The organism is Cyanobium sp. WAJ14-Wanaka (assembly GCF_024345375.1).
In the GTDB taxonomy this organism is placed as follows: domain Bacteria; phylum Cyanobacteriota; class Cyanobacteriia; order PCC-6307; family Cyanobiaceae; genus Cyanobium_A.
Genome location: NZ_JAGQAZ010000001.1, coordinates 506,231 through 519,055, shown reverse-complemented (window position 1 = coordinate 519,055; position 12,825 = coordinate 506,231). Strand labels below are relative to the sequence as shown.

Sequence of the window (12,825 nt, the reverse complement as noted above, 5' to 3'; positions counted from 1 at the left end):
CTTAGCGGGATCCGGATCGCAAGCGGGCAAGGGAGGCACCCTGGTAATAGCTGCCAAGGATTGCGTTGTAGCGCATTCCCTGCTGGGCCAGCTCCTGGGCTCCATGCTGGCTCATGCTTGCCCCCAGGTGGCCATGGGCTTCCTGGGTGATGGCCCTGGTGGCCGCATAGAGGCTTTCCACAATCGCGCCCTGGTAGCTGAGGATCAGGCCAGCGGTGCTGGCGGTGGCCTGGCGGGTTCGCGGCGTGGTGGCTTCAAGGCCTCGATAGGCCTGCCAGCGGGTGTTGTCACCTAGGTGCCAATACCGGTTTGCTGGCCTGGCCATGTGGGCGAGGGCGTAGGAGCGGGCCGCCACGGCCTGGGCCTTAAGGGCTTCAATGGACCAACTGCTAGGCATTTCTGAGCCCACCACCGATTGGATGTAGGTCTCAAGCGGCAGGTGATTAATCACCGAGAGCGAGCCCCCTGAATTGACAATGCGGATTCGCCCCGCATAGGGATTGCCGTTTACAACTAGGGCTGCACCGTCGCTTTGCAACCAGGCCTCTGGGGCCGTGCGACGGAAGAGATCAAGATTCACCAGTTGCCCCGGTTGGCCCCGCTCCAGCAGCTGTCCCCCACGGCCAACTAACTGCCAGCGGCCGGTCGCGCTGAGGTTTGGTTCCTGGCTCGCCGCCAGGAGGGCCACCCGGATCTCCAGGTCGACTGGACTGCCTGCGGATGGTTCTGCCAAACCATTGGCGCTGCGCTGGGCCCGCAGTTGCCTTAATTCCTGGGCGCTTTGATGGGTGTCAGCCGCTGGAGGCGGGGCGGCCATGAAGGCCTCAAGCAGGGCCGATTCCTGGCCCACCTGGGGCCTGGAGGATAGGGACTGGGCCCCGTAGCCCAGACCCAGGGCCCCAAGGGCCAGGGGTATGGCCAGTAGGCCTTGGAGCCTCACTCTGGAGACCCATCCGGAAGGTTCAGTACGCCATCCCAGAGCACATGGCCGCTGCCCTGGATTCGCATCCATCCTGGCGCTGTGGGATTAAGCACCATGCCTCCGGGCCTGCTGGAGCATTGCCAGCCAACAACCTCATTTTCGCCAAGCAATTCCAGCCAGTAGGGAGCCACCAGGGCATGGGCGGAGCCGGTGACCGGATCCTCGGCTATTCCCAGGCCTGGGGCGAAAAAGCGAAGTTGGTAGTTGGCAGCCTTGCCACTGACCGTGGGCCTGGGCAGGGCTGAATGCTGATCCAAGGCCTGCATCAGGACCAGACCCTGGCGCTCTGGCCCGGACAGGGCACCAGCCATCAGCGCCGCCAGGCCATCCGCCTGATCTAGGGGGGCATCCGGGCTAAGTAGACCTACTGAGTAGCCGAGTTCAGATCGCCAGAAAAGTTGTACCTCCCCAGCCAATTGGGATCTGAGTAGCTGGCAAAGGTATGGGGGGCAATCGGCCTCCAGCAATTGGCCATAGGGCAGTTCAATCGCTCCGCTGGGGCTGGCACCTGGGGTTTGCTGGCTGCCTAGGGACGCCCGCAGCTCGCCGCTGAGGGTCTGCAGGGAAGTGGCTTCACCTGGCCTAAGCAGGCCCCAATGCCCCAGGGCCAGGAGTGCCGCCAGGGTGGCGTGGCCACAGAGGGGCACCTCACAGGTGGGTGTGAACCAGCGCAGCCCCCAGGCCACCCCCTTGGGCTCGAGGAAGGCCGTCTCCGATTGGTTCAGGGTGCGGGCTAATCCCTGCAGGATTCGGTCATCGAGAGGGCACTCAAGGCGCACCACCGCCGCTCCGTTGCCCGCGCAGGGCCCCGCTGCAAACGCTTCGATCAGTAGGGCTGGCAGTCTCACTTTTGGGCTTCGGGCTTGAGCTCACGCTCCATCAGGGCCCTAACCGCATCTGCGGGCCTGATCTGGGTATCGAGCACCGCCACAACCTGTTCGCATATAGGCAGCTTCCAGTGGTGGGGCCTGGCCAACTTCAGGGCAGCACGGGCGGTGCGGATGCCCTCAACGGTGGCAGCGATTTCGGCCACGGCCTCCTCCTCAGTGCGGCCCTCGGCCAGGAGCACTCCGCAGCGGTAGTTCCGGCTCAAGGGGCTATTGGCCGTGGCCAGCAAATCTCCCAGGCCGGCAAGGCCATAGAGGCTGCTGGCAGAGCCGCCCAAGCCCTCGATAACTACTCCCATTTCAGCAAGGCCCCTGCAAAGGAGCGATGCCTTGGCGTTGGCCCCTAGACGGAGTCCGTCGGAGATTCCAGCCGCCACGGCGATGACGTTCTTGAGGGCTCCGGCCGCCTCAGTGCCGATTGGATCCTGGTTGGTGTACAGGCGCAGACCTTCACCACTGAGTTGGTCCTGGAGGCGCTGGCCCAGGCTGGCGTCGCTGCAGGCGAGCACGCTGGCGGCAGGCAGGCCCTGCTTCAGTTCTGCAGCCAGGTTTGGCCCACTGAGCACAAGGCATGGCATCGAGCCAAGCGCTTGCTGCCAGAGCTGGCTGGGTGTGGCTAGTTGTTCCAGATCAATGCCCTTACTGCAGCTGATCAGGGGCAGGGATGCAGGCCAGTGGCCCTTCAGCAATTTGGCAAGGGGCTCAATTCCCACCAGGGAAACCGCCACCGCCACCAAATCGCTATTGGCCAGCAGGGGAACGGGGGAGCCCCCATCGCGCCGCGACCAGGAACAAACCTGGTGGCCTTGACGGCTCCAGATGTCGATCAGGGTTTGGCCCCAGGCCCCCCTACCGAGAACGGCAATGCGTAGTCCCATCGGCTGTACGGCCCTGGTTTTAAACCGTTTCCATCATGTCCCTGGACTGGCGGCATGGGACTTCAGGCAATCCAGGGAAATCAAAGCGAGGGCGCTGGCCTCGGTGGCTTCTAGCCGCACAGGTGGTGCCATTCCATCCTCAAATGCCTCTAGCCAGCGGGGTGCACAGACGCACCAGTTGTCTCCGGGCCTGAGGCCGGGGAAGCCGAAATCTGGCCTGGGGGTTGATAGATCGTTGCCCTGGGCCTTGCTGTAGGTCAGGAAGGCCTCCGTAACCACGCAGCAGACACTGTGCTGGCCATGGTCGGTGGGATCGGTTTTACAGAGCCCATCGCGGAACCAGCCGGTCATCGGATTGCAGCTGCAGGTCACCAGGGCGGTACCAAGGACGTTTTGCGGCTCTACTTGGGGGTTCATCAGGGCAGGGGATGGGTGGCCGGCTATGAAACCAGACAGAGACTTGATATTTGGCCCTGGCTAGGGGCTGATCAGCCGATTAAAGCGTGGACCTATCAACAGGGACAGTGGACAAATTGCGACCGGGTGGTTGACGGAATCCGGGGGGGAGGCGTTAAAGGTCAGTGTGCGTGCAACACACGTCTTTTCGCGCAGCACCCATAAATGAGCTGGGAATTCACTGAAGATGCGGCCTTTTTGGCCCTCTGCGACGCCTACAAGGAAAGCGGAGAGACCTCCGCCATGGAATTTCTGGCCCATGGGGAGGGAGCGTTCCATTTCCAGGAGCTGAGCCAGAACGCCGCAGGCGAGGGCCTGGACCTCAGTGATTCAACAGATCTGGAGAAATTCCAGCAAGAAGTGATCGAAGCCCTCGAGGAAATTTGCTCCTAAGGGCTTCTCTGATGCCTACTCAGCCGTAAAAGAAGGCGATTTCCCTTTCCTTAAGTCCGTCCCAGCCGGCAGCCTTGAGGCGCGCATCGAGGTTGGCCTGATCAAAGTGTTTGGATCCGGTCTTTACGACCCGATTGCGCATTGATTTTTTGACACCGCTCCTGGCCCGCTGGCTCTCTAGATCCATCACTTCCCTGTAGAGCTCAAGCATCTCGGCAGGGATAGGGGTGCCATCCAGGTCGAGACCTGCGGCAATGGCCCCATCAACCCCATCCGGTCCTGCGATGGCCATGGCATTTCACTGAGACAGCCCCCAGGCTACGCAGAGAAGTAGCGGGCCTTGCTGTGGAGAGCAACAAGGGCTGTGGTGCTCTGTTCGGGTTCCAGTTGGTCGCTCTCGTCCATGGCAAGACCTATGCGATCGGCCCCAAGCCACAGAAGTTGTTGGCGAGAATCGGCCACATTTGGACAGGCGGGGTAACCAAAGGAATAGCGACTACCTCTGTAGCGCTGGGCCAGAACATCGCGAAGGGCCTTTGGCTCTTCAGCCCCAAAGCCCATTTCAGCGCGAATACGGGCATGCACCCATTCCGCCAAGGCCTCGGCCATCTGGACCGCCAGGCCATGGAAATAGAGATAGTCGGTGTATTTATCCGCCTTGAACAGCTCCTTAGCAAAAAGGGTGGCGCGCTCACCCATGGTTACGGCCTGCATGGGCAATACATCAGTTGGCGTGGGCCTTCCATCTGCGGACAGGCCGGTATCGGCATAAAAATCTGAAATGCAATAGCGATTCCCAGATCGCTGGCGGGGCAATTCGAATCTGCCAAGACAAAGTGATCGATCGGAGGGATCAAATACCTGGACGGAATTTTCTAGCCGACCAGCCGGGAAGTAGCCATAGGCAACCCTTGGCGTAAGCAGCTGCTCACGGCGGCAGCGCCCGATCCATTCCTGCAGGATCGGTTCTGCTTTCTGCTCCAACATGGCCTCATATTCAGGCCGGGATTGTTGGGTTGTTTTGCGCAGTTGCCATTGGCCTGCAAACAAAGCATTTCTATCGAGATAGGCAAAAACTTCATCCAGGGGGATGGCATCTTCCAGGATTATTTTGCTACCCCAGAAGGGGGGATCTAGGGAGGGCTCTGCTGGCACCATTGCCGAACGTTGATTGTTAACAGCTGAGACCTGATCTATTTCTGCTAGAGCGTCGACCTGGGAATCATCCTCGTGCTCATCCGTAACTGTGACATGGGCTTCGATGGCTTCTCCCACCAGAGCTATTTGCTCAGCATTGGCCACAAGAAAGCCCTTTGTATCAAGCCAATTATCAACTGATTTGGCCTCCATCAAGGCATCCATAAAACGCAGGTCAGCAAAGGCGTCCCTTCCGTAAATAACCTGTCCGCCATAGACAGCCCGACAGTCGCCGTTGACAAAGCGAGGCGTTAATGCTGCTCCGCCCAGGATTACAGGAACGGAAATTCCTGCGGCATTAAATGCTTCGAGATTGTCCTTCATGAAGGCCGTAGACTTCACAAGTAGACCACTCATGGCAATACAGTCTGCCTGGTGTTCGAGCTGGGCCTCAATTATCGCCTCGCAACTTTGCTTAATGCCAAGATTGATGACCTGATAGCCATTATTGGTGAGAATAATATCGACAAGATTCTTGCCAATATCATGGACATCGCCCTTAACAGTAGCTATCAAAAACTTACCCTTACCCGAGCTTTGCCCCTCAACAACATCCATGTGCGGCTCCAGCTGGGCAACCGCTGATTTCATTGTCTCAGCGCTCTGGAGCACAAAAGGAAGCTGCATTTGGCCGGAGCCAAAAAGTTCTCCCACCACCTTCATGCCATCCAGGAGAAAGGTATTGATTATGTGTAGTGGCTGATAACTTTCAAGGGCCACATTCAGGGCAGCTTCAAGGCCTATCCGTTCCCCATCAATAATGTGCTGTTTAAGTCTTTCCTCTACGGGAAGATCGGCCAGTGATGGCCCAGAAGCCCTGGCCTCCTTAGCGCTAACCCCCTCGAACAGGGTTGTCAGTTCAGTAAGGGGGTCATAGGTGCAGATGGCCCCCTCACCGGCCTTTGCGTCACCTTCAAACCTGCGCTGGTCATAAATAAGATCGCGGCAAATCTGTTGATCACTCTCGCTGATCTTGCTGAGGGGCAGGATTTTAGCGGGGCTGATAATGGCCGCATCCATGCCGGCCTTGCAGCAGTCGTGCAGGAAAACCGAATTGAGAACAATCCGTGCTGCTGGCGAGAGGCCAAAGCTCACATTACTTACACCGAGTACCACATGAACTCCAGGAAGATGGGTTCGGATGCTCTTAATTGCTTCAATGGTGGCAGCACCATTAAGCCTGTCCTCTTCGATTCCTGTTGAAATTGGTAGGGCTAGGGGGTCATAAAAAATTTCGTGGGCCGGGATCCCAAATTCAACCGCATCTCGATAGGCCCTCTGGGCAATGGCAAATTTTCTTTCGGCAGTTCGGGCCATGCCCTCTTCATCGATGGTGCCAACGACTACACCTGCGCCGTAGGCCTTTGCAAGTTCGAGTACCTTGAAAAAGCGCTCATCACCGTCCTCGTAGTTCGTGGAATTAAGGATGCACTTACCACCTGAGACCTTTAACCCCGCCTCCATCTTCTGCCACTCAGTGGAATCAAGCATCAATGGCAAGTTGACATTAGTTACGAGACGGCTAGCCAGTGCCTCCATATCTGCTTCGCCATCACGACCCACATAGTCGACGTTCACGTCAAGAATGTGGGCATTTTCCTTTACCTGGCTGCGGGCTACCGCCACCAACCCATCCCAATCCTCTGTGTTGAGAAGTTCCCTTACTTTCTTTGAGCCACTGGCATTCAATCTCTCACCAATAATCAAAAAGGAGTTGTCCTGGAGGTAAGGAGTAGTTCCATAGATAGAGGCGGCCGAGGGTTCCACCATGAGCGGCGGCCGGGCATGCTGGGTTTCTGGGGTACGAACGCTTCGTTCTGCTGGCTTAAGCTCTGCGGCCAGTTCCACTAGGGCCCCTATATGGGCTGGGGTGGTGCCGCAGCAACCACCAATTACCTGCACGCCAAGATCTTCCACGAAGTGCATCAACTGCATCTTCATCTCCGTGGGGGTCAGCCGGTAGTGGGCGACTCCACCAACATTTTCAGGCAGACCAGCATTGGGAATACAACTTACTACAAAGGGGCTGTGCTCACTCAGGTAGCGGATGTGCTCCTTCATCTGCTCCGGCCCTGTCGCACAATTAAGGCCCAGCACATCAATGGGGAATGGCTCTAGGATCGCCACTACCGCTGCAATGTCTGAGCCGACTAACATTGTGCCAGTGGTCTCCATGGTGACACTCACCATCAACGGCCTTCTCTGGCCAGTGCGCACAAAGGCCTCTTCAATTCCCTGAAGTGCTGCCTTGATTTGCAGCACATCCTGGCAGGTTTCAACAATAAATAGATCCACATCTCCAGCGATCAAGCCCTCGGCCTGCTCGCAATAGGACGCCTTCATCGCGTCAAAACCAATGTGCCCTAGGGTCGGCAACTTTGTGGTGGGACCCATCGAGCCCGCCACATAGCGGGGCTTGGCTTCGGTGCTGTACTCAGCAGCCACCTGCTTTGCCAGCTCAGCGGCCCGCCTATTGAGCTCAAAGGCCTGATCCTCTAGTCCATATTCAGCCAAGACAATTGAAGCAGCACCAAAGGTGTCTGTCTCGATCACATCAGAACCCACCTCCAGAAACTGACGATGGACTGCCTGAACCGCATCGGGGCGCGTGAAGACAAGATTTTCATTGCAGCCTTCTAGGGACAAGCCCCCAAAATCGTCCGCAGACAGATCCATCTGCTGCAGGGAGGTGCCAGTGGCCCCATCAAAAACCAATACCGGACGCTCCTGGCTGTGGAGCCTCTCTATAAATTTCATGATCTAGTCGCGTAACCGGATTCTAGTAACCCAATGGTCATAGGCGGGATCCCTCCCTTCCGTAATTGCAGTAAGGCGATCGCGGATAGCATCCATGATCGGCCTTTTGCCAGTGAGCTCTGTGGTTTCGACCTTCCTTACGGGAGTGACCTTTGCTGCTGTGCCACTGAGGAATACTTCATCTGCAATGAAAAGTTCGGTTTTATCTACAGCCCTTTCCAACACAGTGATTCCCATTTCCTTGGCAAGCTCGATCACGCTAGCCCGTGTGATTCCCTCAAGGATATCCTGATCAACACCGGGTGTAATCAAGACGCCATCGCGAACAATAAATAGGTTCATGCCACTGGCTTCGCTAATCTTGCCACGACTATTTAGCAGAAGTGCCTCATCAAAGCCACTCATTACGGCCTCGGTCTTTGCCAGGGAACTGGTGATATAGGCGCCACTTATCTTGCCCCTCAGGGGTAGGGAGCGATCCTCTTGCCGGACCCAGGAGCTAATTCTGCAGCTAACTCCCTCGGGGGATAGGTAATCGCCTAGTTCCAGTCCATAGATCAGGAAGTCTGTCTCGATGTTGTGCAGGCGTGGGGCAATGCCCAGGTCGCTTGTGTAGACAAATGGCCGTAGGTAGACAGGGCAGCTCGGTTTATTTGCCTGCAGAAAAATCTCGATGGCGCTATGGATTTTTTCCTCGCTGAGCTCTGTCAGCAGCAGTTGGGCACTCTGGCTCAATCTGCGGGCATGGCGATCAGCCCGGAATAGCAGGATCTCCCTGGGATCGGCAGGATTGGGCAGGGCCCGCATGCCACCGAAGGCTCCCGTGCCGTAGTGGAGGGCATGGGTTGCCACCGAAATGGTGGCCTCGGCAAACGGCACGCATTTGCCACCAAACCAGGCATAGGGGAGGAATTGGTGCATTACTGGGCGCCAGATAACCCGATCTTCTCACTGCAAGAAGCAGGATGGGGGTATGCACCGTCTTGCCAGTATCCCCGGGGCGCTTGATCCGGCCGATGCCGGTGCCTTCATCGAGCAACCCCCTGCCCCGGTGCTGTTGCTCAGCAGTGCGGACACCGATCTGGTCGCCATCGACCGCTTGCTTGCCCAGGAGCCAGAGCTCCTAGCCGACCATCCGCTGAGGGGCCTGAACATCAGCGCCATCTCCCATCCAGCGGTGCTGGACCACTACATCAGCAGCACCGTCAGCCAGGCCCGGTTGGTGGTGGTGCGGCTTCTGGGGGGTAGGGGCCATTGGGGCTATGGCCTGGAGCAACTGCAGCTTTGGGCCCAGGCCAGGCAAAATCGACAGCTGGCGGTTCTTGCCGGCACCCAGGAGGAGGACCAATTCCTTGCCAGCATCGGCACCGTCTCGATTGAGCTAGCCATTGGCCTGGCGGCCTGTTTTCGGATTGGCGGCAGCAGCAACCTCAGGCAGGCCCTCACCTGTTTCAACCAACTCTTGATAGGTGGAGCAGTTGGGATACCCGTTGCCTGCCCACAGGCAGATCCACTCCCCCACGACTGGCGCGATGAGGCCAATACCCGGGTGGGGGTGCTGGCCTACCGATCCCTGCTGGAGGCCGGCGACCAGGGCTTGATGGATGCCCTCCTCGGGAGCCTTCGCCTGCAGGGCCTTTCCCCCAGGGGGCTTTGGGTAAGCGGCTTGAGGGACCCAGCTGTGCAGCGTGGGGTGGCCGACCTGCTGCAGCGCGAGGGCGTTGAGGCCGTGCTCTGCACCACCTCCTTTGCCTCAGTTCAGTTTGAAGAGGCAGCCCTGGGGGCGCCCCTTTGGGAGAGCTTGGGGGTACCGGTACTGCAGGTGCTTTGCAGTAGCCAGAGTCGGGAGCAGTGGCAGGGCAGCAGCATTGGCCTCGGGCCCATCGACTTGGGCTTGCAGGTGGCCCTACCGGAACTGGATGGGCGTGTTACCACCCGGATTGGGGCCTTCAAGGAAAGCCGGCAGACGAGCACCCGCCTGGCTACTGCCATGGTGCGCTATGAGCCCGATCTGGAGCGGCTGCAGTGGATTTCAGCCCTAACGGCAGCCTGGATCAGGCTCCGCCAAACCCCAGCTACAAAGAGGCGCGTTGCCCTGGTGCTGGCCAATTACCCAACCCGCAACAGCCGCCTGGCCAATGGGGTGGGGCTCGACACTCCGGCCTCAACAGCATTGATCCTGGATTGGTTAGGGGCTGCTGGCTACCAAATCAAGGGTCCCCTGCCGGCGGATGGCGATGCCCTGATCCACCAGCTGCTGCAGGGCCTAACCAACGATCCCGAGAGTGGCCATCGTCCGGCGATGGCTCGCTTCGATTTGCAGACCTACCTGGCCTGGTACCAGCAGCTCCCCCCGGAGGGAAGGCAGCGGCTGGAAGCGGTCTGGGGGGCGCCCGAAACGGACAGGGGCCTGGTCACGGGTCCCTTGGCCGAGCCATTTTTTCCAATTCGAGGCCTGGATTTCGGCCATGTGACCGTACTGATCCAGCCGGAGCGGGGCTACGACCGGGATCCAACCCTCAGCTATCACAGCCCCGATTTACCACCGACCCATGCCTACCTGGCCCAATACCTTTGGCTCCGCCAGAGCTTTGGTGCCCATGTGGTGGTGCATGTGGGCAAACACGGCAATTTGGAGTGGCTGCCGGGCAAGGGCCTGGGGCTTTCCAACAATTGCTTTGCGGAGTGGGCCCTAGGCCCCATGCCCCACCTCTATCCATTCATAGTCAACGATCCAGGCGAGGGTTCCCAGGCCAAGCGAAGGGCCCAGGCCGTGATCCTGGACCACCTAACCCCGCCCCTTGGCAGGGCCGGACTCCATGGCGAGTTGCAAACCCTCGAGGCCCTGCTTGACGAGTACTGGGAAGCCCAGCAGCTGGGCAGCGAGAGGGTCAAGGGCCTGCGGATTCGGCTCGATGCACTGCTGGCATCGATGGAACTGCCCCCGCCATCGCCCAGACAGAGTCCTGGGGCTGAGGCTCCTGAATACGAGCTCGACCAGCAACTGGATGCAGCCGATGGCTATCTCTGTGAACTGAAGGAAGCCCAAATCCGCCTGGGGCTACACACCTATGGCCAAACCCCGGGGGCCTCTGAGGCCGCCGAACTTTTGCTATGCCTGGCCAGGGCCCCCCAGCCCCCAGCAATTTTGGGCCTAACCCAGGCATTGGCAGGGACCCTGGGTCTTCAGCTCGATCCCTGGTGCGACCAGGACTCGGACTCCATTACGGCCTCCGATCGGCAGTTGATTGAGAGTTGCTTTGACAGATGCAGCCTCCGGCTGGTGGGGGATGCAGTAGCCCTATTGGAGGGAAGGGCCCTGGAGATTTGCCAGGCCGCCCTCAACGGCGAGACGATCGAACCTGGGGTACCCCCCAGCGCAGACCTGGCGGTAAGCATCCAGCACCTATGCGAGGTGTTGATGCCTCGCCTGCTGGCCTGCGCAGAGGCCGAGAAACAGGCACTGCTAGCTGCCCTAGCTGGGGAGAGGATTGCGGCGGGTCCCTCCGGTGCACCGACCCGGGGCAGGCCGGATGTGCTGCCCACCGGCAGAAATTTTTACAGCGTTGATCTGCGGGGCTTACCCACGGAGGCGGCCTGGGATCTCGGGCGCCGCAGTGCTGAATTGCTGCTCGAAACCCATCTGCAGGAGGAGGGGGAGCACCTCAGCCACCTGGCCCTATCGGTCTGGGGTACCGCCACCATGCGCAACGGTGGTGAGGACATTGGCCAGGCCCTGGCCCTGCTGGGGGTTCGTCCTGTGTGGGATGGCCCCACCCGGCGGATGGTGGACCTGGAACTGGTTCCCCTCTCCCTGCTCGGCCGGCCCCGGGTGGATGTGACCCTGCGAATTTCGGGACTGTTTCGTGATGCCTTTCCCCAACTGGTGGATTGGATGAACCGGGCCACCCAGCTGGTGGCCCAACAGGATGAGCCCGAGAACCAAAACCCCCTGGCGGCCTCTGCTCGCCTGGAGGGGCACAGCAGCCGGGTCTATGGCTCGGCCCCAGGTGCCTATGGGGCAGGCCTGCAGGGCCTAATCGATAGCGGCCAGTGGGAGCAGCGCAGCGACCTGGGAGAGGCCTTCCTGAACTGGAGCGGCTGGCGTTACCAGAGCGAAGCAGGGGGGGCCATCGAGGCAACTGCAGACCGCAGCGGCCTTGAGCAACGCCTGGGCCAGGTGCAGGTGGTTCTCCATAACCAGGACAACCGGGAACACGACCTGCTCGACTCCGACGACTACTACCAATTTCAGGGGGGCCTCAGTGCGGCAGCGGAAACCCTCCAGGGGAAATCGCCAGCCGCCTGGTTTGGAGACCATTCCCGCCATGGCCGACCCAAAATGCACCGGCTGGAGCGGGAGCTCGACAAGGTTTTGCGCAGCCGCGTTTTAAACCCCCGCTGGATTGGGGCCATGCAGAACCATGGCTACAAGGGCGGGTTTGAGATGGCCGCCAGCCTCGACTATCTCTTCGCCTACGACGCCAGCACGGGCCGGGCCCCCGACTGGGGCTACGGGGCCATTTGCGACCAATGGTTAGGCGACCAATCCATCTGTGATTTCCTGAAACGGGCCAACCCCTGGGCCCTGCGCGACATGGCGGAACGGCTGCTTGAGGCCCACAATCGAGACCTATGGCAAGGGGCACAAAAAAACCAGCTGGAGCTGTTGCGCCAACTGGTCTTAGAAAGTGAGGGGCTAATTGAGCAGGCCTGATTTGGCGGACCCGATTAATTAGCCGTTGAGATCCTTGGCCATCTGCTTGAAGGGGTCGATGGCACCTGGCTTCTGCGTGGGACCACGGTTTATTTGCTGCTGAACAGTGATGTCTGCCGCTGCAGCCTCCTGTTCCATCTTGATCGCGGCCGGACCGCCGGTCACGTTCACGCCAACGGCAGAACCTTTTTTGCGTTGGTCGAGTTCGGCAGCAGACATAGTCTGGGCGAAGGTCTTTTTAACCGGCTTGGGTATGCCCGCATTGAGGCTTACCTCGGCTTCTACTGGATTGCTACCAGGCATGCCGTCGGAAAGCTTTTCAACGCTTGCCTCCATCGAGGCAACCTCAGCAACCATCTCCTTGTTGCCGGGGTTATCCACCGTGCCAGGGAAGGTGCGGCGAATTGTGTTGGAGCGGCGCATGAAGTCGACATTGCCCATGCTCCCGGAGGAATCCGCATCTAGGAAGAAGGTTTCCACCTCCTTCTTTGGTTTGGGGGTGTTGTTGTTGGATGAGGTGCCGGCACCACCTTTCAAAAAGCGATCAAACAGACCCAT

At 59.3% G+C, this 12,825-nt stretch carries 10 protein-coding genes; 2 read left to right on the top strand and 8 right to left on the bottom strand.

Features of this window, described 5'->3' with window-relative positions; translation table 11 throughout:
- Nucleotide 1: 1 nt before the first annotated feature.
- Genes KBY49_RS02975 through KBY49_RS02960 form a run of 4 tightly spaced genes read right to left on the bottom strand, consistent with a single transcriptional unit; the run spans nt 2 to nt 3,164 of the window.
- On the bottom strand, nt 2-940 hold the full coding sequence (locus KBY49_RS02975) for a SpoIID/LytB domain-containing protein (RefSeq protein WP_254933273.1): 939 nt from the start codon (nt 938-940) through the stop codon (nt 2-4).
- A complete protein-coding gene (locus KBY49_RS02970; RefSeq protein WP_254933272.1) occupies nt 937-1,830 on the bottom strand; it encodes a PhzF family phenazine biosynthesis protein in 894 nt (297 codons plus the stop codon). The genes KBY49_RS02975 and KBY49_RS02970 overlap by 4 nt, the downstream gene beginning before the upstream one ends.
- Nucleotides 1,827-2,747, bottom strand: a complete 921-nt coding sequence (locus KBY49_RS02965) for an NAD(P)H-dependent glycerol-3-phosphate dehydrogenase (RefSeq protein ID WP_254933271.1) — start codon at nt 2,745-2,747, stop codon at nt 1,827-1,829. Before KBY49_RS02965 ends, KBY49_RS02970 begins: the two co-directional genes overlap by 4 nt.
- 33 nt (nt 2,748-2,780) lie before the next feature.
- Nucleotides 2,781-3,164 (bottom strand): DUF2237 family protein, encoded by a 384-nt coding sequence (locus KBY49_RS02960; RefSeq protein ID WP_254933270.1) that lies wholly within the window; start codon nt 3,162-3,164, stop codon nt 2,781-2,783.
- 204 nt (nt 3,165-3,368) lie between these two features.
- Here KBY49_RS02960 and KBY49_RS02955 point away from each other — a divergent pair, with 204 nt between their 5' ends.
- Nucleotides 3,369-3,596, top strand: a complete 228-nt coding sequence (locus KBY49_RS02955) for a hypothetical protein (RefSeq protein ID WP_254933269.1) — start codon at nt 3,369-3,371, stop codon at nt 3,594-3,596.
- A gap of 19 nt (nt 3,597-3,615) precedes the next feature.
- Here the strand turns inward: KBY49_RS02955 and KBY49_RS02950 are convergent, their stop codons facing one another.
- From KBY49_RS02950 to KBY49_RS02940, 3 genes are read right to left on the bottom strand one after another with little or no spacing between them, the layout of a single operon-like run.
- Complete coding sequence (locus KBY49_RS02950; RefSeq protein ID WP_254933268.1) at nt 3,616-3,888, bottom strand: DUF4090 family protein; 273 nt, start codon at nt 3,886-3,888, stop codon at nt 3,616-3,618.
- Between the two features lie 26 nt (nt 3,889-3,914).
- Nucleotides 3,915-7,550 carry a methionine synthase gene (gene metH, locus KBY49_RS02945; RefSeq protein ID WP_254933267.1) on the bottom strand — a complete coding sequence of 1,212 codons (3,636 nt, stop codon included), beginning with the start codon at nt 7,548-7,550 and terminating at the stop codon, nt 3,915-3,917.
- 3 nt (nt 7,551-7,553) lie between these two features.
- Nucleotides 7,554-8,471, bottom strand: coding sequence for a branched-chain amino acid transaminase (locus tag KBY49_RS02940; protein ID WP_254933266.1), 918 nt, complete (start codon nt 8,469-8,471; stop codon nt 7,554-7,556).
- Between the two features lie 52 nt (nt 8,472-8,523).
- Here KBY49_RS02940 and cobN point away from each other — a divergent pair, with 52 nt between their 5' ends.
- A complete protein-coding gene (gene cobN / locus KBY49_RS02935; RefSeq protein ID WP_254933265.1) occupies nt 8,524-12,267 on the top strand; it encodes a cobaltochelatase subunit CobN in 3,744 nt (1,247 codons plus the stop codon).
- 18 nt (nt 12,268-12,285) lie between these two features.
- On the opposite strand, the gene KBY49_RS02930 is transcribed toward cobN, so the two are convergent.
- Nucleotides 12,286-12,825, bottom strand: coding sequence for a hypothetical protein (locus KBY49_RS02930; RefSeq protein WP_254933264.1), 540 nt, complete (start codon nt 12,823-12,825; stop codon nt 12,286-12,288).